Origin of the sequence: Arthrobacter sp. UYP6 (assembly GCF_040547315.1) — a bacterium.
GTDB lineage: Bacteria > Actinomycetota > Actinomycetes > Actinomycetales > Micrococcaceae > Arthrobacter_B.
The window spans coordinates 1-26374 of the sequence record NZ_JBEPPM010000011.1; the positions used below are offsets into that span (position 1 = coordinate 1).

Here is a 26374-nt window from a genome sequence, read left to right on the forward strand (position 1 = left end):
CCCGCACGCGGGTGCCCAGCCGCGGCCCCGCCCCCCCCCCCCCCCCGCCCCCCCCCCCCCCCACCCCCCCCCCCCCCCCCCCCCCCCCCCCAACCAACCCCCCCCCCCCCCCCCCCCCCGCGGCGCCCCCCCCCCGCTTCTGCCATCTCGCGGGAGATGGGAGGGGGAGGGGGAGGTGGGGGTGGAGAGGGAAGAGGGAAGGAGGAAGGCTAGGAAATGACGCCGTCCACAATGGCCTTGGCTTCGGCCTGCACCTGGTGCAGGTGTTCCAGGCCCTTGAAGGACTCCGCGTAGATCTTGTAGACGTCCTCGGTGCCGGAGGGCCGTGCGGCAAACCAGGCATTCTCCGTGGTGACCTTCAGCCCGCCGATGGGAGCGCCGTTGCCCGGCGCTTCGGTCAGCCGTGCCGTGATGTCCTCGCCGGCCAGGGTGGTGGCGGTGACGTCCGACGGCGAAAGCTTGGCCAGCGCGGCCTTCTGCTCCCGGGTGGCCGGCGCATCCACACGGGCGTATTCAGGGTCGCCGAACTGCGACGTCAGTTCCCGGTACCGCTGCGAGGGAGTCTTCCCCGTGACCGCGGTGATTTCCGAGGCCAGCAGGGCCAGCAGGATGCCGTCCTTGTCAGTGGTCCAGGCCTTGCCGTCCAGGCGCAGGAACGAGGCACCGGCGGATTCCTCGCCGCCAAAGGCAGCTTCACCGGAAAGCAGCCCCGGAACAAACCACTTGAAGCCCACCGGAACCTCCATCAGGGTCCGGCCCAGGTCCCCGGTCACACGGTCGATCATGGAGGAGGACACCAGGGTCTTGCCCACCATGGCGTCCTTCGGCCAGCCAGCCCGGTTCCGGTACAGGTAATCAATGGCGACAGCGAGGTAGTGGTTCGGGTTCATCAGCCCGGCGTCGGGGGTGACAATTCCGTGGCGGTCGGCGTCGGCGTCATTGCCCGTGGCAATGTCATACTCGCCGGCGCGCGCGATCAGCGAGGCCATGGCGAACGGGGAGGAGCAGTCCATGCGGATCTTCTCATCCCAGTCCAGTGTCATGAAGGCCCACTGCGGATCCACGTTCGGGTTGACCACGGTCAGGTTCAGCTTGTGCTGTTCCGCGATGGCGCCCCAGTAGTCCACGGATGCTCCACCCAGCGGATCGGCGCCGATGTGCAGACCGGACTCACGGATGGCGTCCAGGTTCAGGACCGAGGGCAGGTCCTGAACGTAGTTCTGCAGGAAATCGTAGGTCCCCACGGAATCGGCCAGCCGGGCTTCACCCAGCGGAATGCGCTTCACTCCCCGCAGTCCGTCTTCGAGCAGCTCATTGGCGCGGTTGGCGATCCAGTTGGTGGCCTCGGAACCTGCCGGTCCGCCGGTGGGCGGGTTGTATTTGAAGCCACCGTCCGCCGGCGGGTTGTGCGAGGGGGTGATGATGATTCCGTCGGCCTCCTCGGTGCGGCCGGCATTGTGTTTCAGGATGGCGTGGCTCAGGGCCGGTGTGGGGGTGAACCCGTTCCGCGCGTCGATGAGCACGTTCACCTTGTTGCCGGCGAGCACCTCCAGAGCGGTGTTCTGCGCAGGCTCGGACAGTGCATGGGTGTCCTTGCCCATGAACAGCGGGCCCGTGATGCCCTGCCCGTTGCGGTACTCGACGATCGCCTGGGTGATCGCAGCGATGTGGGGCTCGTTGAAGGCGCCGTTCAGCGAGGAGCCGCGGTGCCCGGACGTCCCGAAGACCACTCGTTGTGAGGGGTTGTTCATGTCCGGTGAGATGTCAAAGTAGGCATCCAGGAGCGCGGTCAGATCAACGAGGTCGGTGGGTTGGGCAACTGTGCCGGCACGATTAGACATACCCCTAAGCATGCCAAATAAAAGCCGTCGACGGCAGAACGTGCGCCGCGAGGTATCCGCGGTGCGGACAAAGCGGGTACCTCCGGTCCGGTTTTTGTGCCGGCCGGCAGGGCTTAAACGCCGAACGACGACGGCGGGAAACCGCCGTCGTCGTCGTGGGCCCCGCGGAGGGCCCGTGGTGGGAGGTACTTAGCGCACGTCGCCCATCAGCTTCTTGATGGCGGGCGTGGCCGCGGCCAGGGCGACACCCAGGACGATGGCGGTGATGCCGCTGAACGCGAAGTAGGTGACTTCGCTCTCGGGATTGTAGAACTGTGCCAGCCAGCCGGCCATGGTGGTGCCCAAGGAAACGGACAGGAAGAACAGGGCCACCATCTGGGTCCGGAACACTGTCGGGGCCAGCTTCGTTGCCACGGATAGGCCGATCGGGGACAGGAACAGCTCGGCGAACGTGAACAACAGCAGGATTCCGGCCAGAGCCAGCAGCGGGGTGCTGCCCGGACCGCCGCCGGAGAACGGAATGAAGGCCAGGAATGCCAGGCCCATCACGGTCAGGCCCATGGCGAACTTCAGCGGCGAGGACGGCTGCTTGTCGCCCATCTTGGTCCACACGGTGGCGAACACTGCGGCGAAAACGATGATGAACACGGGGTTGATGGACTGCACAAAGCTCGGCGGCATTTCCCAGCCGAACAGATTGCGGTCCAGGGACGTGTCGGCGTAGATGGCCACCACGGTGAACTGCTGCTGGAACAGGGCCCAGAAGGCGGCGCTGGCCACGAACAGCGGCATGAAGGAGTAGACCCGGCGGCGCTCAACCTTGTTGACCTTCTTGCTGGACAGGATCACCACGAAGTACCCGACGGAGGCCAGGATGGCCAGGGTGGCCATGACCGGAGCCAGGTTGTCTGCGGTCAGCAGGCCAAAGACCACTGCCAGGACAATCACTACAAGGGCGGCGAGGGTCAGCAGGCTGACCTTCATGAACTGGCTGCGGGGAAGCGGGTTGCTGACTTCATGGGCGGCCTCGGGCAGGTACTTGCGGGTCAGGCCGTACTGGGTGAGGCCGATGGCCATACCCACCGCGGCAAGGCCGAAGCCCACGTGGAAACCGAATTCGTTCCAGGCCAGGCCGGTGAGGATGGGGCCCACCAGGGCGCCGAGGTTGATGCCCATGTAGAAGATCGAGAAACCGGCGTCGCGCCGTTCATCCTTCTCCGAGTACAGGGTGCCCACCAGCGACGTTGCATTTGCCTTGAGTCCGCCGGAACCAAGGGCGATCAGGATCAGGCCGACGGCCAGGCCCACAGCGCCGGGAAGCACCGCAAGCGAGATGTGGCCCAACACAATGATGATGGCCGCGTAGAAAAGCACCCGTTCGGAGCCCAGCAAACGGTCCGCAACCCAGGCACCAAGGATGGTGGAAAGGTAGACGCCACCGCCGTAAGCGCCCACCAGGCCGGTGGCAACGGCGAGGTCGATGCCGAGGCCGCCGTCGCTAACGCTGTAGTACATGTAGTACAGCAGGATGCCTTGCATGCCATAGAACGAGAACCGTTCCCACAGTTCAACGCTGAAGAGGTTCGCGAGCATGCGCGGATGGCCAAAGAAGGACTTGCGGGCCGGCAGAGCGGCTGAGGTGCTGGGATTAGAACTCACAATTGCATGTTCGCACCGGAATATGTGTGTGCCCAAGGGCCTAAGCATGGAATTCAGTGGATTTTCGCGGAAGGCGGCCCCCGTGACGTGTTAAACGTCACGCGCGTTTCGGTCGAAACGTGCACTGTTACGGGGTAAAGCGGGGAACATCCGGAACCGGTGCAGTAGACTTACCGGTCACTTTCCGAGCTGGGCGGCCACGGCGAGCAGCTGGGCTTCCGCACCGGGGCGCCCGATCAGCTGGATTCCCATGGCCAGCCCGGCCTCGGTCATCAGGGTTGGAAAGGTGATGGCCGGCAGTCCGCACACGTTGACCATGGAGGTGAAGGGGGAGTAGCGGCACTGGCGGTCGTAATCCTCCAGGCCGCTTGCATCCCCCTCCGGATTGCTGTCCCAGTACCAGCCCACGGGGCGCGGTGTCATACCCAGCACGGGGGTCAGGATCATGTCATAGGCGCCGTAGGCGCGGATGGTGTCCTCCTCGAAACGGCGCAGGATGTCCATCGCGGAAACCAGCTCCGCTGCGGAGCGCCGGCGGGCGCCGCGGCGGACTGCGGCGGTAATCGGCACGAGCCGCTCTTCGCCGCCGGGCGGCAGCTCAAGTGTGGACAAGCCCGCGGTCCATACGGTTTGGAAGGCCTCCGGGTAGCGCTCGTCGTAGCTCAGCTGCGTGTCCACAACATCGTGGCCGGCCGAAGTTAGGGCATGGATGCCGGCATCCAGTGCATCCACAGCCTCGCGATCCAGGGTGATCTCCAGACGGGAGGAGAACGGTGAGAGGGTGCTTACACCAATTCTGAAGCGGCCCTCGGCGCGTTGGGCGGCGGCCAGAAAGCTCTCCCGGACCGGAGCTGCAGAGGTTGCATGGTAGTTGGGTTCGGCCACCATGGCGTCCAGCAGCAGGGCTGCGTCCGCGGCTGTGCGGGCCAGCGGACCCGCCACCACAAACTGCCCCAGGTCGGTCTGCCCGGACCCGGAGGGAATGCGTCCGCGGTTGGGCTTGAGGCCAACGAGGCCGGTGGCAGCGGCCGGAATGCGCACTGATCCGCCGCCGTCGGTTCCCGGCGCGAAGGGCAGCATGCCTGCGGCCACGGCCGCGGCACTGCCGCCGCTGGAGCCGCCGGGGCTCAGGCTGGTATCCAGCGGGTTGCGGGCGGGAGGGCCGATCAGGTTTTCGCTGTAGCTGCTCAGCCCGAATTCCGGCACCTGGGTCTTGCCCAGGCTAATCGCACCGGCCCGCCGCAGCACGGCGGGCAGCGGGCTGTCCGTGGCCGGAGTGTAGGGCGGCAGCGCCGCGGTTCCCAAAGTGGTGGGGACGCCGGCAACATCGGTCAGGTCCTTGTGGGCCAGCGGCATCCCGTGGAGCAGTTCCAGCGGCTCGCCGCGGGTAAACCGCTGATCCGCTGCTGCGGCTTCCGCCAGTGCTGTTTCGGAGGTGACCAGCAGGAACGCACCCAGTGCCGGATTCAGCTCCTCGATACGGGCCAGGAAATGTGCGGTGACCTCCCGGGCGCTGAGCTCACCGGCGGCAAGCAGGTTCCGCAGCTGCAGGGCCGTGGCCTCGTGAAGGGCGGGCGATGGTGCTGGTGCCGGAACGGATGGCGGGTGAGCGGACATGTGACCTCCGGGAGGGGGAATTATTTTCCGGGCAGGGCTCCCACTATAGGCTGGGAGGAAGTTGAACCCGGGGACAGCGTCCGACAGACCGCCGGAGCCCCCAACAACGCAAGGACAGGAACCGGAAAAATGGAAAACGTATCGGTTGACGCCATCAGTGAGGACGCCAAAATTCTGGATGTGCGTGAAGACTATGAATGGGAAGCGGGCCATATTGACGGCGCCCTCCACATTCCGCTGGATGCACTTCCCGAGCGCCTCGATGCTCTTGATCCGGACCAGGACCTGGCCGTCATCTGCCGCACGGGCGGACGCAGCGCACGGGCCACTGCCTGGCTGGAGTCCCACGGCTATTCGGCAGTGAACGTCAACGGCGGCATGGGTGCCTGGCTGGAGGCCGGAAAGCCGATGGTTGCGGACAACGGACAGGATCCCACCGTCGTATGAGTGCCTCGCAGCGTGCGGCCACCGCCGGCAGGACTGCCGGGGCCATGACCTACACCTATCTGGGCCCCGAAGGCACGTTCACCGAAGCCGCCCTGCTGCAGGTACCCGGCGCGGAAGCCTCTGATCGACTTCCGGCAACCAGTGTCAGTGCCGCTTTGGAGCTGGTGCGGACGGGACGGGCGGATGCCGCCGTCGTCCCCATTGAGAACTCGGTGGAAGGCGGCGTCAGTGCCACGCTGGACGCAATCTCCGCCGGGGAACCGCTGCGGATCCTGCGTGAAATCATGGTTCCCATCACATTTGTCCTGGCCGCCCGCCCGGGGCTGGCCTCGGCCGAGATTCGCACTGTTTCCACTCATTCGCATGCCTGGGCGCAGTGCCGAAACTGGGCTGATAAAAATATTCCGCAGGCGGAATATCTTCCGGCGTCCTCCACGGCTGCCGCGGCTGTGGGGCTGCAGGAGGCTGACCCGGCCTATGACGCCGCCATCTGCTCGCCGCTGGTGGCCCAGCGTCTGGGCCTGTCAGTGGTGGCAGCCGACATCGGAGACATCGCCGACGCCGTCACCCGCTTTGTGCTGCTGAGCCTGCCGACTTCCCTGCCGGCGCCCACGGGGGCGGACAAGACCACCCTGGTGGTGCCGCTGCCGGAAGACCACCCGGGCGCTCTGATGGAAATCCTGGATCAGTTCTCGGCCCGGGGAGTGAACCTGAGTCGGATCGAATCCCGACCCACCGGAATGTTCCTGGGGGATTACTTTTTCAGCATTGACGCCGACGGGCATATCTCAGATGCGCGGATGGCGGACGCACTGAAGGGGTTGCACCGGATCAGCCCGAACCTGCGGTTCCTGGGTTCCTATCCGCGGGCGGACCACCGTGAGCCGGAGGTTCCGCGGCACAACACCGACGAAGCGTTCCGCTCTGCGGACCTCTGGCTTGAGGGACTCCTCGGGGGCTAACCTCACCGGCTCCGCTTTCGAGACCCGCTTTTCTCGTTCCGGTGTTCATAAGTATGCTGATGGTATGCGTGCGGCGTTTTCCGTACAGAAGGTGCAGGGCCGACTACGGGTCCTGTTTCAACGTTCAGGAAGGTAAGCGAATGTCTGAGTACCCCAATGAGGAAGAACAGCTGACCGACCCCAAGCCCAGCGGCCAGTCCACCGGCGATGACAACCTGCGCGGAGATGCCGGCGACCAGGGCAACGACATCCGGTTTGCCGAAGAAGAGGCGCTGATCCGAGAGCAGGCCTCACCGGCGTCCCTGAACCGGGACGAGGAAGGCGAATACACAGACCGTGACGACGCCGACGGCGGACGGCCCGCCAAGGACGAAGGCGGATACACGGACTCCGAGGGCACGCAGGACTAGTTTCACCCTCCAGCCCCGGCCGCGGACCCCGCCGCATGCTGCGGTGTCTGCGGCTGGGGCTGCTGGCTGTCCGGTGACGGCGCCCGGACCAGCAGGGCTGCGGGATTCACCTCCACGCGGACGGTGGTGGCCGCTCCCGCCAGGTCCCCGTCCAGCTGGGTCTGCGTGGGCTGGGCGACGCGGATCTCCACCGTCCGCGCACGGCGGTAGTCGATCACCGGGATCTTCCGCGGGTTCTTGGTGACCACCTTGCCGGCAACCCACAGCCACCCGGCCAGGCTGCGCGGAGACATGATCACCACGTCCAGCAGACCATCGTCCATCCTGGCCTCGGGAATGAAATCGATGCCGGCGGGCAGCCGGCCCAAGTTGGCGATCAGGACGCTGCGCACCTTGCGGATCTTCGGCGCTTCACCGTCCAGGGAAATGCTCATCCGGGTCCGGCGCCCCGGCAGCAGCCGCACTCCGGCCTCGCTGTAGGCCAGCCAGCCAACCCGCTTTTTCAGGTCGTCGCGGGTGGCGGCAATCACCTCGGCGTCAAAGCCTATTCCCCCCATGACGAGGAAGGTGCTGCTGCGCAGTTCGCCGGTGTCAGCGTCTTGAAGGCTGATTTTCCCCATATCGATGCGCCGCTGGTCGCCGTGCAGCGCGGCGCGGATCGAGGCCGGCAGATCCGCCACCGGCAGGCCAAGGTTCCTCGCCAGCAGGTTTCCCGTTCCCAGCGGCAGCAGTCCCAGTGCGGCCGGGGTGTTGGCCAGGGCGCGGGCCACCTCCCGCACCGTTCCGTCCCCGCCGCCGGCGAGGACGACGTCGGCCCCCAGCTGCACAGCCCGGCGCGCCTGTTCGTAACCGGGGGATTGCCGTGTTGTTTCCAGGATCAGCGGAGGGTCCCAGCCGGCCAGCTCGCAGGCCTCGGCCAGCAGTGCCCGCGCCGCCGGAGCATGCGCTTTGACGGGGTTGATGACCATGGCAACGCGTTGGTCACCGGGGGCAAGGGTCTTGATGATCGTCCGCCTCGCGGCCAGCCGCCGTCGTCGTTGAATGACCAGCCACGTTGCAAGGGCCGCCAGGGCAGCAGCCAGCAGTACAAGAAGGACGATCAGCGGCGCGGACATAGTGGTTCCCAGCCTAACCCGGGCCGGCCCCGGTTCCTGCCTGTGCCGGTGCCCGTGGCCGCCCGGGTTTTGGGTACTCTTGAATCGTGATCGATGTAAATGAGCTCCGCGAAAACCCTGAAAAATTCCGAGCCTCCCAGCGCGCCCGCCAAGCGGACGAGTCCCTGGTGGATGCGATCATTGCTGCCGATGCCGCACGCCGTGACTCGCGCACCCGCTTTGAGAGCCTGCGTGCCGAGCAGAATGCCTTCGGCAAGCGCGTCGCCAAGGCCAAGGGGGAGGAAAAACAGGCTCTCTTAGCCGAGGTCAAGGAACTGGCCGGAGCCGTCAAGGCCGCCGGTGTAGAAGCGGACGCTGCCCAGGCCGAGTCCGATGCGCTGCTGCGCCGGATCCCTAACCTGGTGCAGGACGGTGTTCCCGCCGGCGGCGAGGATGACTTTGAGGTCATCAAGACGGTCGGCACGCCCCGCGACTTTGAAGCCGAAGGCTTCACGCCCCGCGATCACCTGGAGATCGGTGAACTTCTGGGTGCCATCGACATGGAACGCGGCGCCAAGGTTTCCGGCTCGCGGTTCTACTTCCTGCGCGGCGTCGGTGCCCGCCTGGAGCTGGCACTGCTGAACATGGCCATGGACCAGGCCGTGCAGGCCGGCTTCGTTCCGATGATCACCCCCACCCTGGTGCGGCCCGAGACGATGGCCGGCACCGGTTTTGACGTGGCGCACGACGCCGAGATCTACCGCCTGGCCGAGGACGACCTGTATCTGGTGGGCACCTCCGAGGTGCCGCTGGCCGGTTACCACGCCGATGAGATCCTGGATCTGAACGGCGGACCCATCCGTTTTGCCGGCTGGTCCTCCTGCTACCGCCGGGAAGCCGGCTCGCACGGCAAGGACACCCGCGGCATCATCCGCGTCCACCAATTCAACAAGGTGGAAATGTTCATCTACACCAAGCCCGAAGACGCCGCGGCCGAGCACCAGCGGCTGCTGGCCTGGGAAGAGGAAATGCTGGCAAAGGTGGAGCTGCCCTACCGGGTCATCGACACCGCTGCAGGCGATCTGGGTATGTCCGCGGCCCGGAAGTTCGACTGCGAGGCGTGGGTTCCCACCCAGAACGCGTACCGCGAGCTGACCTCCACGTCCAACTGCACCACGTTCCAGGCCCGGCGCCTGAATATCCGCGAACGCCAGGACGGCGACGGCAAGGGAACCCGCGCCGTCGCTACCCTCAACGGGACCCTGGCCACCACCCGATGGATCGTGGCCATCCTCGAGCACCACCAGAACCCGGACGGTTCGGTCACCGTGCCGGCTGCACTGCGTCCGTACCTTGGCGGCCTTGAGGTTCTGCCGGTGCTGTAATCCGCGGCTCGTCGCGGCCTCGGCCCTGCGGCTGCCCCGGTCGCTGCCCCGGTCCTCGTTCAGTGTGAGGACCGGGAATGCTCATTTCCACCCTGCAAGCCCGCTGCTTCTTCCACTGTCCGGGAACGCTCATATGTGAGCCGCGTCCTTTCCGGATTTGCAGCCATCTGTTTAAATGAGGCGATGACTACTTTGACTAGTGCCGGCATCGAAGACCGGCAAGATCCTGACCGTAATGCCCATCTGGTAGCCCTGGACGTGGACGGCACCCTGGTTGACCACGACGGACACATGTCCGCAGGAGTCCGTGAAGCCGCTGAGGCTGCGATTGCCGCCGGCCATCACCTGGTGATAGCCACGGGACGCTCCTACGGAGCTGCCCTGCCGATCCTGGAGCGCATCGGCATCACCAAGGGCTACTGTGTGGCCTCCAACGGCGGCGTCACCCTGCGCGTGGATACGTCCCTGCCGGACGGATACGAAGTGCTGGACCGGGTGGTTTTTGATCCCCGAACGGCTTTGGATGCTTTGCGCATCAAGCTGCCCACCGCCAAGTTCGCCCTGGAGGATTCGCACGGCAACTTCCTTTCCACCGAACGCTTCCAGGACGCCAGCTTTGGCGTGGAGGCCCAGGCTGTGGACTTTGAGCGGCTGCGCAGTGCCGAGGCGGTGCGCGTGGTGGTCTTCAGTGTTGACTCCACGGCCGAGGAATTCGGCGAAGCCGTCCGGGCCATCGGTCTGCACGGCGTGACCTATTCCGTGGGCTGGACCGCCTGGCTGGACATCGCCGCCGAAGGCGTCACCAAGGCCAGCGCACTGGAAAAGGTCCGCAGCAGGCTGGGCATTGAGCGCAAACACACCCTGGCCATGGGCGACGGCCGCAATGACATTGAAATGCTGGGCTGGGCCGCCCGCGGGGTGGCCATGGGCCAGGCTCCGCAGGAAGTGCTGGAGGCGGCCACCGAAGTCACCGGCACTGTCTATGAAGACGGCGCCGCCACGATTCTGCGCAGCCTGAGCGCCAGCAGCGCCGGCACGGTTTAGTCAGCCAGCGTCTAGTAAGCCAGCGCGGCTGGCGGCAGGGACACGGGGCCGTAGCAGAGCGAGAGCAGGCGTGCCGCGGCGGGCCTGGTGGCCCACTCCTCCTGCCAATGGGAGCGCACCACTGCCTTGCTGACGGCCTGCGTGGTGATGCCCAGGATCTCGGCAACGTACCTCTGCTGTCCGCGGGCGCCCGGCGTCATCAGATCCAGCACCTTCCATTCGGCATCCGTGCGGCTGGCCACGATCTGCCCCAGAAGCCGCAGGACCGCCTGGGCTTCTGCTGCTATATCCGCGTCGGGGCCGTCCACAGCCAGCGGAATCCGTTCGCCCGTTTTTTGTGCCCGGTCCACGGCCCGGCGGGCATAGACCAGGCCAAAACCGTCATTGTCCAAGATGGTTTGCGTCAGTGGCAGGCGCAGTTCGCCGACGCCGATCCCCACGTTCCAGCGTCGCTGCCGGATAGCAGCCAGTGCGGCGTCTACCGCGGTTGAAGCCTCGGACAGCACGCCCTGCGCTTCGTCGCCCACCGAGCGCTGAAACGGAACGGCAGCCGGCACATGGCGCAGTGAGCGGATGAGCTCCGGAACCAGGTCCCCTGACTCACGTGAATCCCGCTGGTTGATGGTCAGCACAAAATGCATGGCCCCAGCATTGCAGACAGGCTGGTAAAACAACCGAATCCGGTTGCGGCGCGCCTCGGGCTCTTGACCTGGGCTCATCTTGGGCGGGCCCGCCTAATCGAGTGCCGCGATAATGCCGGATTGGGCCCCGCCTCCTTCGTCGAGTGTGGGGATAATGCCGGAATGCGTCGGTGTTAGCGGCATCGTCCCGACACTCGGCGAGGGAAAGCGGCGTTGTCCCGACACTCGAGTTGCCTCCGGCGTATCGACGGTTGTCCTTCCCCAAGCAGCTCCACCCTTTCCGCCTCTCCCAGCCGGGGCGGCAGGTGAGCCTGTCGAGTGTGGGGATAATGCCGGAATGCGTCGGTGGAAGCGGCGTTGTCCCGACACTCGACGAGGGAAAGCGGCGTTGTCCCGACACTCGACGAGGGAAAGCGGCGTTGTCCCGGACAACGCAGGACCACCATCCCAAAAATGACGACGGCAACCAGCCCAAGAACGACGACGGCGGCCGTCCCCGGAAAGGGAACAGCCGCCGTCGGGCGCCTGAATGATCCGAGCCCTGCGCCGGGCCCGGGAACGGACTAGTTGTTCGTGGGGTCGGCGTCCACGTCGCGGCCCTGCGGCTCGTCTTCTTCGCGGTCTTCGCCGAGCGCTTCGAAGCGCTTCAGGGAGGCCTTCACCTCGGCCTCGGCATCTGCGACGCCGGCCCAGTCAGCGGCTTCAACCCACTTGCCCGGCTCCAGGTCCTTGTACTTCGTGAAGAAGTGCTTGATCTCGTCGAGCAGGAAGTCGGAGACGTCCGAGATGTCCTGGATGTGGTCAAAACGCGGATCCACGGGGACACAGAGAACCTTGGCGTCTCCGCCGCCGTCGTCCACCATGTTGAAGACGCCAATCGGGCGGGACTCCACCAGGACGCCGGGCATCAGGTCAAAGTCCTGCAGCATGACCAGGGCGTCCAAGGGATCGCCGTCTTCGCCGAGCGTGTTCTCGAAGTAGCCGTAGTGCGTGGGGTAGGCCATGGACGTGAAGAGAATGCGGTCCAGGCGCAGGCGGTGGGTTTCGTGGTCAATTTCGTACTTGACCCGGGATCCCTTGGGGATCTCAATGGTGACGTCGAGCTTCATGGATACTCCTCTGGCGTGGCACCCGGCGGGCACCACAAAACGGTTCAGGCCGCGGCGGTCAGGAATAACTCGTTGCCGTGAACCTAGGCTGATAAACGCTCCAACAGCCGCAACTTTGTCCGCGTCATAGCGGGCGGCGGCGCCGGTCTAGTCTTAAAGATATATGTCTTGGTCTGTTATCACTGTTTTACCGCAGTGCGGGGCCTCTAGCGGAAAGCAGATGGTGAGGCCATGGCACGGGTATTCTCCGGCCTTCTGTTGACCCTTGCCCTGGCCGTGCTGGTGGTTCCGCTGGCCCTTTACGCCGGACCGCCGGTGCTGGCCGCGTTTGGTGCGCAGCAGCCCCAGCGTCAACTGGTGATCCCGTCCTACCAGGAGGCGCCCTCTTCGCTGGCAGCGCGGGAAACCGAGTTCCCGGTGCCGGCCAACCTGGAATCTCCCCTACCGGATAAGGATGAACTGGCGGTCCTGTTGGACGCCGAGCTGGCGGTTTCCGGCAGCGGGGACTTCCACGGTGCCGTCCTTGATGCGCTGACCGGAGACATCATCTACGACCTCGACGGCGAGGCGGCCGTGACGCCTGCCTCCAGCCTGAAAATACTCACAGCAACCGCTGCTCTTTCCGTCCTCGGCTCGGAAACCCGGTTCGAAACCGCGGTGTACCAGGGCGCCGATCCGGACACCATTGTGCTGGCCGGCGGCGGGGACGTCCTCCTGGGGTCCGGAGAATCCGACCCGGACACCGTGGTGGGGCGGGCGGGGCTCCAGAGTCTGGCCGAGGAAACTGCGGACGCACTGGCTGACCGCGGCACCGGCAAAACGGTGAGCATTGTTGTTGATGACACCCTGTTCACGGGTGCGACCGTCTCGCCGGCCTGGAATGACGAGGACGTGGAAGCGGGGGAGGCCGCCGCCGTATATCCGCTGGCCATTAATTCGGCCTGGGCAGTCGAAGGGCAGCAGTCCGGTCCGCGGGCCGAGGACGCGGCGCTCTCGGCAGGGGAAAGCTTCGCCGCAGCCCTGGACGCGGCTGCCGACAAGCAGGGCTTTGACGTGGATTCCGAGGTCACGCGCGGCACAGCGGACGACGGCGGCGCCCTCCTGGCGTCCGCGTCCTCGGCAACGGTGGCCGAACAGGTGCAGCAGATGCTGCTGACCTCAGACAACTACCTGGCCGAAACGCTGGGCCGGATGACGGCACGTGCAGCCGGCGGCGAAGGCTCCTTTGAGGGTGCGGTATCCGCCGTCGTTTCGGCTGTTTCCGGACTCGGGGTGGACACCGACGGCTTGGTGCTCGCCGACGTTTCAGGCCTGGGCGGCGGAACAGAGATCAGCGCGGTGCAGCTGGCCGGCACCGTTCAGGCGGCGCTCACGTCCACAGACAACAGCGTCCGCGAGCTGGCTTATTCGCTGCCGGTGGCCGGGTTGAGCGGCACCTTGGCCTCCCGGTTCACCCCCGACCCGGCAGGGCCCATCCCCCGCGCGACCGAGACCCGCAACACCGAGACCGGCGACAATCCGGCGGCCGGACTCGTCCGGGCCAAGACCGGCACCCTGTTTGCGGTGACGTCCCTCAGCGGCTTCGTGACCGATGCGGACGGCAGGCTCCTGTCCTTTGCTTTCGTGGCCAACTCCCTGGACGGCAACACGGCGGCCGCCCGCGCAGCAGTTGACGCCGCAGCGGCGGTCCTCGCCGGCTGCGGGTGCCGCTGAGAGTGTTCGGCGTTCAGCGAACCACCCTCCAATTCAGGAAGCCGTGTGTTCTGATGGACGAATGGAGAGCTATCAGCAGCACCGTGCCCCGGCCGCCCCAGACCTGGTGAATTGGGATCTGGCAGCAGGAACCGCGGCCACCCTGGTGTCCGCCGGACCCAAAATGTCCGCGGGCGAGATCCGCAGAGCGGTAGCGGATCTCCGGTCGCTGGCTGATGAAGCAGTCACTCACGTGCACCGGATCACCGGGCTGGAGGCCGCGCGGGACCTGCGCGATTCCCAGGTTCTGGTGGTGGACCGCGCATCGTGGGCCAAAGCCAATTCCCGTAGCTTCGCCGCTCTGATGAACCCTGCCCTCGAGAATCTTGCACGCACGCATCCGGAACAGCTCAGAGGCGCCAATGCGGCGCTCAGCGGTACCCTGACCGGTGCCCAGCTCGGCGCGGTCCTGGCCTTCCTTTCCTCGAAGGTGCTCGGCCAGTACGATCCCTTCGCGGCCCAGACCCCCGGTGGCCCTGCCGGCGGCCGGCTGCTGCTGGTCGCGCCGAACATCATCACCTTGGAACGCGAGCTGAACGTGGATCCCGCGGACTTTCGGCTCTGGGTTTGCCTGCATGAGCAGACCCACCGGGTGCAGTTCGCGGCCGCACCCTGGCTGCGCGGGCACATGGTGGAACAGATCGGCCTGCTCACCAACGGCCTGATGGACAAGGCCCAAACCCTGTCCGAGCGCCTGGGCCAGGCCGCCAAAACCCTCACGTCCCCGGAAGGGCGCGGAGCCGTGACAGGCGGAAACGACGACGACGGCGTCCCCAAGCGTCCGCTGGACGTCATGTCCCTGCTCCAGGACCCTGAGGACAAGGAACGGATGTCCCACCTGACCGCTGTCATGTCGCTGCTGGAAGGGCACGCCAATGTGGTGATGGACGCGGTGGACGCCAGCATCGTTCCCAGCGTCAAGACCATCCGGCAGCGGTTCAACGCCCGCGGCAAGAGTCACGGCTGGCTGGACCGCTTCTTCCGGCAGATCATGGGCATGGACGCGAAGATGCGCCAGTACAAGGACGGGTCGAAATTTGTTCAGTCAGTGGTGAACCGTGGTGGAATGGAAGGGTTCAACCGGGTCTGGGAAGGCCCGGATAACCTGCCCACCGAAGCCGAAATCCATAACCCTGCGCTTTGGATGACCCGGATGGGACTGTAAACCGCACGTGCACATGGACACCGATTCTGATTTTTCTGCTTCAACTTCTACTCCCACCCCGCCCGGCAGGCCGCGCAAACGCCTGAATCCGACGCTCGGTAAGGCCCGAAACATGCTCCGGGACGCCCTGAGTGACGCCAGACTTCAGCCGCGCGGCACAGCATCTTCACCGCCGCCCCTGCTGCTGGTTGCCTGCAGCGGCGGACCCGACTCCCTGGCCCTGGCCGAAGCGGCGTCCTTCTTTGCCCGGCGCGGCGATTACCGGGTGGGCGCTGTGGTCGTGGACCACGCCCTGCAGCCCGGCTCCGCTGAGGTTGCCGCGGAGGCAGCATTAAAACTGAGGAGGATGGGGCTGGATCCGGTCCAGGTCCGCACCGTAACCGTGCCGGCTTCCGGCATGGGACCCGAGGCCGCGGCACGGACAGTCCGTTACGCGGCGCTGGACGCGGCCGTGGAGGAGACGGCAGCCGATGCCGTGCTGCTGGGCCACACCCTCGACGACCAGGCCGAGCAGGTCCTGCTGGGGCTGGCCCGCGGGTCCGGCACCCGATCCCTGGCCGGCATGCGGCCGGTCCGCGGCAAATACCTGCGCCCGCTGCTCGCACTGCGGCGGAGCGAGACCGAGGAAATCTGCTCCAGCGAGGACCTGGACCCGTGGTTTGATCCCAGCAACGCGGATCCGGCCTTCGCCCGGTCACGGGTGCGGGCCGAAGTCCTGCCCTTCCTGGAGGACAAACTGGGTCCGGGAATTGCCGAAGCACTGTTCCGTTCCTCACGTATCCTTGCCAATGACGCCGATTATCTCGACGCAGTGAGTGCCGACACCTTTGCCCGGCTGCGCACGCCGCAGGGGAGAGCTGGCGACACCCAGGGTGCGGATCCGAACACTATCCTGCTGCCCGAAGCGCCGCTTCGCGAGCTCGCTCCGGCGGTGCGCCAGCGCGTGCTGGCCCTCGCCGCCGTCGAACTCGGTGGAGCCCAGCCCAGCTACGAGCGGCTGCGTTCGGTTGAAGCCCTGCTGCGCCGCATTGGCTCGGCCGGGCCGGTGGAACTAGTCGGAAAAGTCAGCGTGTACCGGCAGGTGCGCACTAATCCGGTTCCCCAAGGCCCCTCCGGCTATGGCAATCTTGTCTTTAGGAAAAAGAGCAGCACCTAAAATCCAGCTGCAACATCTCGTACCCGGGAGCCATTCGTGGATTCACACGACGTCCAGTCAGACCTCAAGCACGTTCTCTACACCAAAGAGCAGATCCAAACACGGGTTAACGAACTCGCGGCAGAGATTGACCGTGACTACGCCGGACGCGATGTCCTGCTGGTAGGCGTGCTCAAGGGCGCCGTCATGATCATGGCCGATCTGTCCCGTGCCCTGCACAGCCACGTCACGATGGACTGGATGGCTGTGTCCTCCTACGGCTCCGGCACTCAGTCCTCGGGCGTGGTCCGCATCCTCAAGGACCTCGAAACCGACCTCCTGGGTAAGCATGTGCTGATTGTCGAAGACATTATCGACTCCGGCCTGACCCTGTCCTGGCTGCGCACCAACCTGCAGTCCCGCGGCCCGGCCAGCGTGGAGATCTGCACGCTGCTGCGCAAGCCCACTGCCGCAAAGGTTGAAATCGACGTCAAATATGTCGGCTACGACATTCCCAACGAGTTTGTTGTTGGTTACGGCCTGGACTTTGCGGAGAAGTACCGCAATCTGGACTTCATCGGAACCCTGGCTCCGCACGTGTACGAATAAGCACCACCCGCAGCAGTGGGCACCGGACGACGGCCAGCAGGCCGCCGTCCGGTTCCACATCTGCGATCAGTGTCACGCCGGGCGGCTACGCCCAGAGGGAACTTTCCGGCTATTCCGGACGTGATCCTTCAGAGGACGGTGTATAGCTGGTTGAAGTTATATTTCCGCGCAGTATCAGCGTTGTTGATCAGGAGGGACGGGGCGTCAGCCCTGACGACGAATGAAATCTAAGAACTTCTTCAAGGGGCCGGGCATTTGGATTGTCCTGGCATTGGCCCTTCTTGTGCTCATTCTTCCCACCCTTTCCCCCAACGGGGCCACACAGGTGGATACGAGCAAAGGCCTGGAGCTGCTCAAAAACGGTGATGTAGAGCAGGCCAAGATTTACGACGGTGAACAGCGCGTCGACCTGACGCTGCGGGGCGATGACCCGGATCCGGCCAAGAACGTCCAGTTCTACTTCGGCACGGCCCGCGGCGAGGACATTGTCGACGCCGTTAATGAGTCCGGCGCCAACGGATTCACCGACCAGCCGGTGCAGACCAACTGGTTCACCAGCTTCCTGGGCCTTTTCCTCCCCTTCATCATCCTGGGCGTCATCTTCTGGTTCCTGCTCTCCCGCATGCAGGGCGGCGGCTCGCAGGTGATGAAGTTTGGTAAGTCCAAGGCCAAGCTGACCAACAAGGACATGCCGCAGGTGACGTTCGCGGACGTTGCCGGAGCCGACGAGGCTGTGGAGGAACTGCACGAAATCAAGGAGTTCCTGCAGGACCCGGCCAAGTTCCAGGCGGTGGGCGCCAAGATCCCCAAGGGCGTGCTGCTCTACGGTCCTCCCGGCACGGGTAAGACCCTCCTCGCCCGCGCCGTCGCGGGTGAAGCCGGAGTGCCGTTCTACTCCATTTCCGGTTCTGACTTCGTGGAGATGTTCGTTGGTGTGGGTGCATCCCGCGTCCGCGACCTCTTTGAGCAGGCCAAGGCCAACTCCCCGGCCATCATCTTCGTGGACGAGATCGACGCCGTCGGCCGTCACCGCGGGGCCGGCGTGGGCGGCGGCAACGACGAGCGCGAGCAGACCCTGAACCAGCTGCTGGTCGAGATGGACGGCTTTGACGGCAATACGAACGTCATCCTGATTGCGGCGACCAACCGTCCTGACGTGCTGGACCCCGCGCTGCTGCGCCCGGGCCGCTTCGACCGCCAGATTGGTGTGGAGGCACCGGACATGCAGGGGCGTCTGCACATCCTGCAGGTCCACGCCAAGGGCAAGCCGATGGCCGAGGGCGTTGACCTGGAAACCGTGGCCCGCAAGACTCCGGGCTTCACCGGCGCAGACCTGGCCAACGTTCTGAACGAGGCGGCTCTGCTGACCGCCCGCTCCAACGCCCAGCTCATCGATGACCGGGCACTGGATGAAGCCATTGACCGCGTGATCGCCGGCCCGCAGAAGCGCAGCCGCGTCATGAAGGAACTGGAGCGCAAGATCACCGCGTACCACGAGGGCGGACACGCCCTGGTGGCGGCCGCCCTGCGCAACACGGATCCGGTGACCAAGGTGACCATCCTGCCGCGCGGCCGGGCTCTGGGTTACACCATGGTGCTGCCGCAGGATGACAAGTACTCCATTACGCGCAATGAACTGCTGGACCAGCTGGCCTACGCCATGGGCGGCCGCGTCGCCGAGGAGATCGTGTTCCACGATCCCTCCACCGGGGCTTCCAATGACATTGAGAAGGCCACCTCCACGGCCCGGAAGATGGTGACCCAGTACGGTATGAGCGAGCGGATCGGTTCCGTGAAGCTCGGCTCCGGCGGCGGCGAGCCGTTCCTGGGCCGCGACATGGGCCAGGAACGCAACTACTCCGATCAGGTGGCCTATGTGGTCGATGAGGAAATCCGGCGCCTGCTGGACAACGCGCATGACGAGGCGTACCAGATCCTGACCGAAAACCGGGACGTACTGGACCGGCTGGCCCTGGAACTGCTCGAGCGCGAGACCCTGAACCAGGCCGAAATCGCCGAGGTCTTCCACGACGTGCGCAAGCGGGACGCCCGCGAAGTGTGGCTGTCCAAGCCCACCCGCCAGGTTCACAGCCTGCCGCCCGTCGTATCGGCCAAGGAGCGCCGTGAGGCCGCAGCCAACGGGCAGCCGGATCCGGACACTGTGTCCCCGCAGGACCAGATCGCCGACGCTGACCTGCCTCAGGACTTCGATGTGTCCAGCAACGGGCTCCCGCAGCCCGAGGGCAGCGGATCCGGGCATCCGGGACAGGGCGGCCACTCCGGTTCCGGCGGAACCGCCGGCCGAACTGAGGGCACCGATAACTCCGACCAGAACAACCGATAACCGCAGACGGCGGCCCGGCACGAAAGTGCCGGGCCGCCGTCGTTTGGACCAGTCACGGTAGGATCAAGCAGTGACGGATTTCGACGATGAACTGACTGCGGAGGATCTCTCCGTTTCCCTGGCTCCCGTAGACCAGCCCCGAATCGAAAAGGCGGTCCGCGAGATACTCCTGGCCATCGGTGAGGACCCTGACCGTGACGGGCTGCAGGACACCCCAAAACGGGTGGCAAAATCCTATGCGGAGATTTTCTCCGGCCTGCATCAGGATCCGGCGGACCTGCTGGCCACCACTTTCGCCATCGACCATGAAGAGATGGTCCTGGTGAAGGACATAACCTTCTTCTCCACCTGCGAGCATCATCTGGTGCCTTTCCACGGGACCGCCCATATTGGCTATATTCCGTCCAAGGACGGCAAGGTGACCGGGCTGAGTAAGCTCGCCCGGCTGGTGGAGGTTTACGCCCGCCGACCCCAGGTACAGGAACGGTTGACCACTCAGATCGTGGACGCCCTGATGGAGAACCTGGATCCGCGCGGTGCCATAGTTGTTATCGAATGCGAACATCTGTGCATGTCGATGCGCGGGGTGCGCAAGCCCGGAGCCAAGACCGTCACCTCCGCAGTGCGGGGACAGCTCCGCGAGACCGCTACCCGTGCAGAGGCAATGAGCCTCATTCTCGGACGTTAGGACGCCTGCCCCTCATGGATTCACTTGCCGCCGCACCCGGAACCGGCCCCTCCACCTCACCGCTGAGACTGGTGCGCCCCGCCCGGGCGCCCCGACGTTTCGAGGACCTGCCGGCCGACCGCACGCTGGTGATGGGAATACTGAACGTCACTCCCGATTCCTTCAGCGACGGGGGCCGTTTTGAGGAAACCGGCGCAGCCATTGAAGCCGGCCTAAAAATGCACTACGACGGCGCCGACATCATTGATGTGGGCGGCGAGTCCACCAGGCCCGACTCTGTACGGGTGAGCCCCGAGGAGGAACAGGAACGCATCCTGCCCGTGGTGGCCGCCCTGGTAAAAGCCGGGGTCCTGGTCAGCGTGGACACCATGAACGTGTCTACCGCGGAAAAGGCCGTCGCTGCCGGGGCGTCGCTGATCAACGATGTCTCCGGAATGGCGGTGGACCCCGCGATGCCGGAGCTGGTGGCCCGCACCGGTGTCCATTACGTGCTGATGCACAGCCGCGGCGCCGTCCGCAGCTCCGACCCGCACGCCAGGTACGACGCGGTGGCGGACGAGGTTCTTTCCGAACTCACCCAGCTCAGGGAAACGTTCTACGCGGCCGGAGTATCTTCCGAACAGATCATCATTGATCCCGGGCTGGGTTTTTCCAAAGACGGCAGTGCCAACTGGGAGCTGCTGCGCTCCATGGACCGCCTGACCGCACTGGGACACCGGGTGCTGATCGGTGCCTCACGGAAGCGTTTCCTGGGCTCCCTGCTGACCACCTCCGGCAAAGCGGCTCCGCCGCTGGAACGCGACGACGCCACCGTGGCGGTGACAACCCTGGCCGCATTCCACAATGCGTGGGGTGTGCGCGTACACAACGTTCGCCCCAACGTGGATGCCGTCAAAACCACTGCTGCCTGGAAAGGCTGACACCATGACAGCGAACGACTCCGCCCTCCGCACGGAACTGCGGGACACCATTAAGCTGACGGGCATCACAGCCCAGGGCTTCCACGGCGTGTTTGAGGATGAACGCCGCAACGGCCAGCCGTTTGTGGTGGACGTGGCGCTGCACACCGATCTGCGGCCCGCCGGCATCAGCGACGACCTGACTCAGACCGCCCACTACGGCGAACTGGCCGAGCAAGTGGCGGCGATCATTGCCGGGGAACCGCTGAACCTGATTGAGGCCCTTGCCGAACGCATTGCCGGCGCCGTGCTGGCCAGCTTCCCAGGAGTCGGCGCGGTGGACGTCACCGTGCACAAGCCGCAGGCGCCCATCACAGTGCCCTTCGGCGACGTGGCCGTCACGATCCGCCGGGACCGCTCGTGAACGCGCCCGCCGCAGTTGCCGCCGTCCTGGCCCTGGGCAGCAACCTCGGAGAAAGCCGGGACACGCTCTCCCAGGCCGTGGCCGAGCTGGCTGACCATCCCGGTGTCCGCCTGCAGGCTGTTTCACCGGTGGTGCGGAGCCGCCCGGTGGGCGGGCCCGACCAGCCGGACTACCTGAACCTGGTGGTTTCCGTGGAGACTGATCTTGCGCCGCATGAGCTGCTGGCGCACTGCCAGTCCGTGGAGAACCGGCACCACCGCACCCGCGAGGTGCGCTGGGGGCCGCGGACGCTCGACGTCGACATCATCACCTACGGGGATACGGTGCTCGACGACGAAACCCTCACCCTTCCCCATCCGCGCGCCCACACCCGTGCCTTCGTGCTGCAGCCCTGGGCCTGGATGGATCCGGACGCCGTGCTCTCGGGAACTCCCGTTGCCGACCTAGCCGCCCGGGCCGAGGATCTTCCCGGCCTGGAAATCTTCGAAGGGGACTGATCCTCACTGTGGGAAGCATCCGATACCGCTGGCTGGCACTGATCACCGTTGCATCCGGTGTGATTGGCTGGCTGGTCAACAACTGGGCCACCCGCAACTCCCTGCCCGCACCCGTCCTGAGCGTCTTCGGCCTGTTGACAGTCCTGCTCATTTCCGGTGCCACCCTTTTCCTGGGCCTGAGGGTCCGGCGCTGGCAGCAGGGCAACCGTGACCGCCAACTGGACCCGATCGCTGCCGCCCGGACACTGGTCCTGGCCCAGGCCACCGCCTACGCGGGATCACTCCTGCTCGGCTGGCACGCTGGGATTTTCCTTGAGCAGCTGCCGCTGTGGTCCCTGCGCCCGGGGCATGCCGCCACCTGGGGATCCTTGGCTATGATCGCCGGAGGAGTCCTCATGATCGGCGTCGGCCTTCTGGTGGAACGTTTCTGCCGCCTTCCGCCGGACGACTCCAACGGGAGCGGCGGCACGGCTGCCCGCCCCAATTCCAGAGATGAACCGGGAGACGGAGAATATGCCTAGCGAAGCCATTGACCCGGACGGTATCCGCTGGGAGCACATCTCGCCCCGGTACCTCACAGTCCGCCTCATCGGCTGGGCGGTGGAAACGGTGCTCACCTTGGCCGTGGCCTGCCTTCCGCTGATCCTTCGATCCTTCGGTGTCTGGCCCGGATTCCCGCAGTGGCTGGCCTGGGGACTGCCCGCACTGGTGGCCGCGGCCTACCTGTGGCGCGGAGTGCTGCTGCCGCGGCAGGTGCGCGCCGTCTGTTACGCCGAACGCAATGAGGACTTCCTGCTGCGGCGAGGCATTTTCTTCCAGCGCACCCTCGTGGTTCCCTACGGCCGGATGCAGTATGTGGATGTGACCGTGGGACCCCTGGAACGCGCGTTCGGCCTGTGTTCACTGAAACTGCATACAGCAGCCCCCGGAACCAACGCCGTGCTGCCGGGCCTGCCCGCCTCCGAGGGCGCCCGTCTGCGGGAGCATCTCTCCGAACGCGGCGAAACGCAGCTGGCCGGGCTGTGAGCGTCCCGCAGAGCGGGGACTGGGCCCGCGTCCACCCGGTGTCACCGCTGGTCCGAGGCTGGATTGCGCTCGCCGCCATAGCCTTTGTGGTGGGCCGGAACTGGGTGGAGGACGTCATCGGTGTTGGCGGCAACGACGGCGGCGGCGGCAATCCGCCCGACCGCACCGCGCTGCTGATCGGTGCGGCCATCCTCGCCGCAGTCCTGCTGGTCCTTGCCGGCATCTTCTTCCTCTCCTGGTGGTTTACCCGGTACCAGGTCACCGAAAACCACGTGCGGGTCCACTCCGGTGTGGTGTTCCGCCAGCAGCGCCAGGCGCGGCTGGACCGGGTGCAGGCCATCGACATTGTCCAGCCGCTGCTGGCACGGCTCTTTGGGCTGGCCGAACTACGCTTCGAAGTTGCCGACGCCGGCGAATCCGCCGTCCAGCTGGCGTACCTGAAGCTGGACGAGGCCCGGCAGCTGCGTGCCGTGCTTCTCCAACGGGCTTCCGGAGCCGGCTCCGGAAGCGCCGCCGAGACTAACGCCGCCGAGACTAACGCCCCCGAACGGAAGACCCGCGACGGGGCACCGGTGGAGTCGGGAACAGAGGCGGAACCGGGGACAGGGACGGGAACCGGATCACTGTCCGGCGTTGCCGAAGCCCCTGAGCAGCCCATCCTGGAGCTGCGCCCCGGTCGGGTGATCGCCTCCACCCTGCTCTCCGGAACCACACTGTTCCTGCTCATCGGCATCATTGTGGTCCTGATCATCACGGGGATCACCGGCGAGGCAGTGAGCCTGGCCATTCTGCTGCCGATCGTCTTCGGTACCGTCGGAGGATATTGGACCGAGTTCTCCACGTCCTTCAACTTCCGGGCCGCTGTGTCCCGGGACGGTATCCGGGTGCGGTACGGACTGCTGGACACCCGTACCCAGACGGTTCCCCCGGGCAGGATTCAGGCGGTGTCCGTGACGCAGTCACCGCTCTGGCGGCTGACCGGATGGTACCGGGTTTCGGTCAATGTGGCCGGCTACGGGGCCGGCAACAACTCCGAGGCGCAGGCACGCACCAAGCTCCTGCCCGCAGGCCCGCTTGCCGAAGTTTTCGCCGTCCTGGCCCTGGTGCTGCCCGAGCCGGGCACCGACCGGCCGGTGGATGTCTTCACTGCCGGAATCACCGGGCGGGACAGCGCTGGCGGTTTTACCACAACGCCGCGCCGTGCCCGCTGGATCGCGCCGCTGGCCTGGCGGCGCAACGGGTTCGCCCTGACGGACACGGCCCTGCTGGTCCGCAGCGGGGCGTTGTGGCGTGTCCTTTCCGTGGTGCCGCATGAACGCACCCAGTCCATTTCATTTGAACAGGGCCCGCTGCGCCGGCGCTTCGCCACCAGCGACGTGATCCTGCATTCCACCCCCGGCCCGGTTCGTCCGCATGTGCGCAAGCTGGACAACGACGACGCCCGCCGGCTCTTCCTTGAACAGGCTGGGCGGGCGCGCGAGGCACGGCGCCGGGACCGCACCGGCCGGTGGAGCAGCCCTGCGGGCACGTCCCCTGCACCATCCATCCCCAGAGATTCGGTTTCCGAGGAGTTTCCCCATGAACAGCGCTGAGATGAGCACGGCCGACAAGAGGCGGCGCGGCCGGCTGGGCATCGGCGTGATCGGGGCCGGCCGCGTGGGCGCAGTCCTGGGTGCGGCTCTTCGCGCCGCCGATCACGCCGTCGTCGGCGTTTCCGCCGTGAGTGAGGAAAGCCGCGAACGCGCCGCCAATCTGCTCCCTGACGTCCCCATCCTGGATATTCCGGAAATTGTGGAGCGCTCCGAACTGGTGCTCCTGGCGGTGCCGGATGACGCCCTGGGGCCGCTCGTTGCCGGGCTGGCAGCCACCAACGCCTGGCAGGCCGGACAGCTGGTGGCCCACACCTCCGGCCGCTTCGGCACCGACATCCTTGAGCCCGCCCGCCGCGCGGGAGCCATCCCGCTGGCCCTGCACCCTGCCATGACCTTCACCGGGATGAGCCTTGACCTGGCCCGGCTGGCCGATTGCTCCTTTGGCGTGACAGCCCCCACCGCCGTGCTGCCCATCGCCCAGGCACTGGTCGTTGAAATGGGTGCCGAGCCTGTGGTCATCGACGAGGCGGACCGGGTCAACTACCACTTGGCGCTTGCCCATGCTTCCAACCACCTGGTGACCATCACGGCCCAGTCCACCCAGCTGCTCAAAGACATCGGCGTGGAGAACCCCGACCGCCTGCTGGGCCCGCTCATGCGGGCCTCGCTGGAAAATGCGCTGGCCTCCGGCGAGCACGCGCTCACCGGCCCCGTGGCCAGAGGGGATGCCGGCACCGTGACGGCGCACCTGCAGGAAATGGCGGCGCAGGACAGTGCGGACCTGCGGAACACCTACCGTGCCCTATCGCTGGCCACCGCTCGACGCGCCATCGACCGCGGGCTGCTGAGCGAAGCACGCGGCCAGGCCGTCATTGACGCCCTTGCCCATGATGCGGAAGGCCGGCAGTGACCACTCCCCGGGTACTGCACACGGCAGCGGACCTGAAGGCCGCCATCGCTGAAGCCCTGGCCGCCAAGGGAGGTGCCGCCAAAAACGGTGCGCTGAGTCTGGGCCTGGTGCCCACCATGGGTGCCCTGCACCAGGGCCATCGGGCCTTGATGGACGCCGCCCGGGCGGAGAACGACGTTGTTGTTGCCTCGGTGTTCGTGAACCCCCTGCAGTTCAATGATCCCCAAGACCTGGACCGCTATCCGCGCACCCTCGAGGCAGACCTGCAGCTGCTCGGCGACGCCGGAGTTGATCTGGTGTTCGCCCCCGATGAGGCCGAGGTCTATCCGGGCGGGGCTCCGCTGGTGCGGATCAGCGCGGGTGAGTTGGGCTCCCGCTACGAGGGAGCGTCGCGCCCCGGGCACTTTGACGGCGTCCTGACCGTGGTGGCCAAGCTGCTGCACTACGCATCCCCCACCGCATCCCCCACCGCATCCCCCACCGCATCCCCCACCGCCGCACCCCCGGGGCCGGTCCGCTACCGGGCGTACTTTGGGCAGAAGGACGCCCAGCAACTGGCCCTGATCCGCCGGATGGCGGCGGATCTGAGCTTTAACGCCGAAATTGTTGGGGTCGCCGTGGTCCGTGCCCCCGACGGACTGGCCGAATCCAGCCGCAACATCTTCCTGGACCCGGAACACCGCCGGGCTGCAACGGTCCTGTCCCGGGCATTGTTTTTCCTGGCGGAACAGGTCTCCGCCGGCGCGCCCCCGGATCTCGCCGCCGCCATCGCCCTCGTGGGGGAGGAACCCCTGGTGGAGCTGGACTACTTTGACATTGTGGATCCCTGGACGCTGCAGCCACTGGACACTGTGGAGCGGCCATTGGAAAAACCTGCGCTGGCCCTGCTGGCGGCCCGCGTGGGGCCGGTGCGGCTCATCGACAATCTGCCTCTGGAGCCGGCCGCAGCCGCTGGCTAGCTGATGAGACTGTGCGCCCGCCGCGAACAAGCTGGGCGCCGGCCGTAAGGCCGTGCCGCCCGGCTCTGTAAACTTAAGCGTGTGACCACATCAAACTCTGTTCCGGAATCCACCTCTGTTCCCGGAACCAACTCCGTTCCCGAAGCAGCCGACACCTCCGAGCAG

Annotated in this window: 25 protein-coding genes; 19 read left to right on the forward strand and 6 right to left on the reverse strand. The window is 66.0% G+C overall.

Translation table 11 applies throughout. The annotated features are described in order from the left end of the window. Positions 1-209: 209 nt before the first annotated feature. The 3 genes from pgm to ABIB35_RS10560 all read right to left on the reverse strand — a co-directional run bounded on the left by pgm (position 210) and on the right by ABIB35_RS10560 (position 5117). Positions 210-1841 (reverse strand): phosphoglucomutase (alpha-D-glucose-1,6-bisphosphate-dependent), encoded by a 1632-nt coding sequence (gene pgm, locus ABIB35_RS10550; protein WP_354181173.1) that lies wholly within the window; start codon positions 1839-1841, stop codon positions 210-212. Between the two features lie 189 nt (positions 1842-2030). Continuing rightward, a complete protein-coding gene (locus tag ABIB35_RS10555) occupies positions 2031-3548 on the reverse strand; it encodes a peptide MFS transporter (protein WP_354181174.1) in 1518 nt (505 codons plus the stop codon). Between the two features lie 129 nt (positions 3549-3677). Further along, complete coding sequence (locus ABIB35_RS10560) at positions 3678-5117, reverse strand: amidase (protein WP_354181175.1); 1440 nt, start codon at positions 5115-5117, stop codon at positions 3678-3680. Between the two features lie 129 nt (positions 5118-5246). Between ABIB35_RS10560 and ABIB35_RS10565 the strand changes: the two genes are divergently transcribed. The 3 genes from ABIB35_RS10565 to ABIB35_RS10575 all read left to right on the forward strand — a co-directional run bounded on the left by ABIB35_RS10565 (position 5247) and on the right by ABIB35_RS10575 (position 6936). Further along, complete coding sequence (locus ABIB35_RS10565) at positions 5247-5564, forward strand: rhodanese-like domain-containing protein (RefSeq protein ID WP_354181177.1); 318 nt, start codon at positions 5247-5249, stop codon at positions 5562-5564. Then, complete coding sequence (gene pheA / locus ABIB35_RS10570; RefSeq protein WP_354181178.1) at positions 5561-6526, forward strand: prephenate dehydratase; 966 nt, start codon at positions 5561-5563, stop codon at positions 6524-6526. The genes ABIB35_RS10565 and pheA overlap by 4 nt, the downstream gene beginning before the upstream one ends. 140 nt (positions 6527-6666) lie before the next feature. Further along, entirely contained in the window at positions 6667-6936 is a 270-nt protein-coding gene (locus ABIB35_RS10575; RefSeq protein ID WP_354181180.1) for a hypothetical protein, read from the forward strand. 2 nt (positions 6937-6938) lie between these two features. Here ABIB35_RS10575 and ABIB35_RS10580 read toward each other — a convergent pair whose 3' ends face one another. Beyond that, a complete protein-coding gene (locus tag ABIB35_RS10580) occupies positions 6939-8051 on the reverse strand; it encodes a diacylglycerol/lipid kinase family protein (RefSeq protein WP_354181183.1) in 1113 nt (370 codons plus the stop codon). Between the two features lie 86 nt (positions 8052-8137). On the opposite strand from ABIB35_RS10580, the gene serS reads away from it, so the two are divergent. Both serS and ABIB35_RS10590 read left to right on the forward strand, forming a co-directional pair. After that, positions 8138-9415 carry a serine--tRNA ligase gene (gene serS / locus ABIB35_RS10585; protein ID WP_354181185.1) on the forward strand — a complete coding sequence of 426 codons (1278 nt, stop codon included), beginning with the start codon at positions 8138-8140 and terminating at the stop codon, positions 9413-9415. Between the two features lie 183 nt (positions 9416-9598). Next, positions 9599-10459, forward strand: coding sequence for an HAD family hydrolase (locus ABIB35_RS10590; RefSeq protein WP_354181187.1), 861 nt, complete (start codon positions 9599-9601; stop codon positions 10457-10459). Positions 10460-10470: 11 nt separating this feature from the next. Here ABIB35_RS10590 and ABIB35_RS10595 read toward each other — a convergent pair whose 3' ends face one another. Both ABIB35_RS10595 and ABIB35_RS10600 read right to left on the reverse strand, forming a co-directional pair. After that, a complete protein-coding gene (locus ABIB35_RS10595) occupies positions 10471-11100 on the reverse strand; it encodes a hypothetical protein (protein WP_354181189.1) in 630 nt (209 codons plus the stop codon). A 563-nt stretch (positions 11101-11663) separates the two neighbouring features. Then, positions 11664-12209, reverse strand: coding sequence for an inorganic diphosphatase (locus ABIB35_RS10600; RefSeq protein ID WP_354181190.1), 546 nt, complete (start codon positions 12207-12209; stop codon positions 11664-11666). Positions 12210-12440: 231 nt separating this feature from the next. Here ABIB35_RS10600 and dacB point away from each other — a divergent pair, with 231 nt between their 5' ends. The 14 genes from dacB to ABIB35_RS10670 all read left to right on the forward strand — a co-directional run bounded on the left by dacB (position 12441) and on the right by ABIB35_RS10670 (position 26209). Beyond that, positions 12441-13922, forward strand: coding sequence for a D-alanyl-D-alanine carboxypeptidase/D-alanyl-D-alanine endopeptidase (gene dacB, locus ABIB35_RS10605; protein WP_354181192.1), 1482 nt, complete (start codon positions 12441-12443; stop codon positions 13920-13922). 61 nt (positions 13923-13983) lie between these two features. After that, a complete protein-coding gene (locus ABIB35_RS10610) occupies positions 13984-15126 on the forward strand; it encodes an Rv3626c family coenzyme F420 biosynthesis-associated protein (RefSeq protein ID WP_354181194.1) in 1143 nt (380 codons plus the stop codon). 13 nt (positions 15127-15139) lie between these two features. Then, positions 15140-16282: a tRNA lysidine(34) synthetase TilS gene (tilS, locus tag ABIB35_RS10615; RefSeq protein ID WP_354181195.1), complete on the forward strand. Its 1143-nt coding sequence runs from the start codon at positions 15140-15142 to the stop codon at positions 16280-16282. Between the two features lie 36 nt (positions 16283-16318). Then, positions 16319-16870 (forward strand): hypoxanthine phosphoribosyltransferase, encoded by a 552-nt coding sequence (gene hpt / locus ABIB35_RS10620; RefSeq protein ID WP_104053551.1) that lies wholly within the window; start codon positions 16319-16321, stop codon positions 16868-16870. A gap of 220 nt (positions 16871-17090) precedes the next feature. Further along, positions 17091-19214: an ATP-dependent zinc metalloprotease FtsH gene (ftsH, locus tag ABIB35_RS10625; RefSeq protein WP_354181196.1), complete on the forward strand. Its 2124-nt coding sequence runs from the start codon at positions 17091-17093 to the stop codon at positions 19212-19214. Between the two features lie 70 nt (positions 19215-19284). Further along, complete coding sequence (gene folE, locus ABIB35_RS10630) at positions 19285-19902, forward strand: GTP cyclohydrolase I FolE (RefSeq protein ID WP_354181197.1); 618 nt, start codon at positions 19285-19287, stop codon at positions 19900-19902. Positions 19903-19916: 14 nt separating this feature from the next. Then, positions 19917-20822 carry a dihydropteroate synthase gene (gene folP, locus ABIB35_RS10635; RefSeq protein ID WP_354181199.1) on the forward strand — a complete coding sequence of 302 codons (906 nt, stop codon included), beginning with the start codon at positions 19917-19919 and terminating at the stop codon, positions 20820-20822. Positions 20823-20826: 4 nt separating this feature from the next. After that, positions 20827-21225, forward strand: a complete 399-nt coding sequence (folB, locus tag ABIB35_RS10640) for a dihydroneopterin aldolase (protein WP_354181200.1) — start codon at positions 20827-20829, stop codon at positions 21223-21225. Beyond that, positions 21222-21722 (forward strand): 2-amino-4-hydroxy-6-hydroxymethyldihydropteridine diphosphokinase, encoded by a 501-nt coding sequence (gene folK / locus ABIB35_RS10645; RefSeq protein ID WP_354181201.1) that lies wholly within the window; start codon positions 21222-21224, stop codon positions 21720-21722. Before folB ends, folK begins: the two co-directional genes overlap by 4 nt. An 8-nt stretch (positions 21723-21730) precedes the next feature. Further along, on the forward strand, positions 21731-22243 hold the full coding sequence (locus tag ABIB35_RS10650) for a DUF3180 domain-containing protein (RefSeq protein WP_354181203.1): 513 nt from the start codon (positions 21731-21733) through the stop codon (positions 22241-22243). Continuing rightward, entirely contained in the window at positions 22236-22748 is a 513-nt protein-coding gene (locus tag ABIB35_RS10655) for a PH domain-containing protein (protein WP_354181205.1), read from the forward strand. Before ABIB35_RS10650 ends, ABIB35_RS10655 begins: the two co-directional genes overlap by 8 nt. After that, complete coding sequence (locus ABIB35_RS10660; protein ID WP_354181207.1) at positions 22745-24340, forward strand: PH domain-containing protein; 1596 nt, start codon at positions 22745-22747, stop codon at positions 24338-24340. The genes ABIB35_RS10655 and ABIB35_RS10660 overlap by 4 nt, the downstream gene beginning before the upstream one ends. Then, on the forward strand, positions 24327-25250 hold the full coding sequence (locus ABIB35_RS10665; protein ID WP_354181209.1) for a Rossmann-like and DUF2520 domain-containing protein: 924 nt from the start codon (positions 24327-24329) through the stop codon (positions 25248-25250). The genes ABIB35_RS10660 and ABIB35_RS10665 overlap by 14 nt, the downstream gene beginning before the upstream one ends. After that, on the forward strand, positions 25247-26209 hold the full coding sequence (locus ABIB35_RS10670) for a 4-phosphopantoate--beta-alanine ligase (protein WP_354181211.1): 963 nt from the start codon (positions 25247-25249) through the stop codon (positions 26207-26209). Before ABIB35_RS10665 ends, ABIB35_RS10670 begins: the two co-directional genes overlap by 4 nt. Positions 26210-26374 lie beyond the last annotated feature (165 nt).

Excerpts from the sequence above, each read along its gene's own strand:
- ABIB35_RS10600 (WP_354181190.1), bottom strand. The coding sequence starts at position 12,209 with ATGAAGCTCGACGTCACCATTGAGATCCCCAAGGGATCCCGGGTCAAG.
- tilS (WP_354181195.1), top strand. The coding sequence starts at position 15,140 with ATGGACACCGATTCTGATTTTTCTGCTTCAACTTCTACTCCCACCCCG.
- ABIB35_RS10655 (WP_354181205.1), top strand. The coding sequence starts at position 22,236 with ATGCCTAGCGAAGCCATTGACCCGGACGGTATCCGCTGGGAGCACATC.
- ABIB35_RS10565 (WP_354181177.1), top strand. The coding sequence starts at position 5,247 with ATGGAAAACGTATCGGTTGACGCCATCAGTGAGGACGCCAAAATTCTG.
- ABIB35_RS10665 (WP_354181209.1), top strand. The coding sequence starts at position 24,327 with ATGAACAGCGCTGAGATGAGCACGGCCGACAAGAGGCGGCGCGGCCGG.
- ABIB35_RS10575 (WP_354181180.1), top strand. The coding sequence starts at position 6,667 with ATGTCTGAGTACCCCAATGAGGAAGAACAGCTGACCGACCCCAAGCCC.
- ABIB35_RS10595 (WP_354181189.1), bottom strand. The coding sequence starts at position 11,100 with ATGCATTTTGTGCTGACCATCAACCAGCGGGATTCACGTGAGTCAGGG.
- ABIB35_RS10610 (WP_354181194.1), top strand. The coding sequence starts at position 13,984 with ATGGAGAGCTATCAGCAGCACCGTGCCCCGGCCGCCCCAGACCTGGTG.
- folB (WP_354181200.1), top strand. The coding sequence starts at position 20,827 with ATGACAGCGAACGACTCCGCCCTCCGCACGGAACTGCGGGACACCATT.
- pheA (WP_354181178.1), top strand. The coding sequence starts at position 5,561 with ATGAGTGCCTCGCAGCGTGCGGCCACCGCCGGCAGGACTGCCGGGGCC.
- folP (WP_354181199.1), top strand. The coding sequence starts at position 19,917 with ATGGATTCACTTGCCGCCGCACCCGGAACCGGCCCCTCCACCTCACCG.
- ABIB35_RS10555 (WP_354181174.1), bottom strand. The coding sequence starts at position 3,548 with ATGCTTAGGCCCTTGGGCACACACATATTCCGGTGCGAACATGCAATT.
- pgm (WP_354181173.1), bottom strand. The coding sequence starts at position 1,841 with ATGTCTAATCGTGCCGGCACAGTTGCCCAACCCACCGACCTCGTTGAT.
- ftsH (WP_354181196.1), top strand. The coding sequence starts at position 17,091 with ATGAAATCTAAGAACTTCTTCAAGGGGCCGGGCATTTGGATTGTCCTG.
- dacB (WP_354181192.1), top strand. The coding sequence starts at position 12,441 with ATGGCACGGGTATTCTCCGGCCTTCTGTTGACCCTTGCCCTGGCCGTG.
- ABIB35_RS10560 (WP_354181175.1), bottom strand. The coding sequence starts at position 5,117 with ATGTCCGCTCACCCGCCATCCGTTCCGGCACCAGCACCATCGCCCGCC.
- ABIB35_RS10580 (WP_354181183.1), bottom strand. The coding sequence starts at position 8,051 with ATGTCCGCGCCGCTGATCGTCCTTCTTGTACTGCTGGCTGCTGCCCTG.
- ABIB35_RS10590 (WP_354181187.1), top strand. The coding sequence starts at position 9,599 with ATGACTACTTTGACTAGTGCCGGCATCGAAGACCGGCAAGATCCTGAC.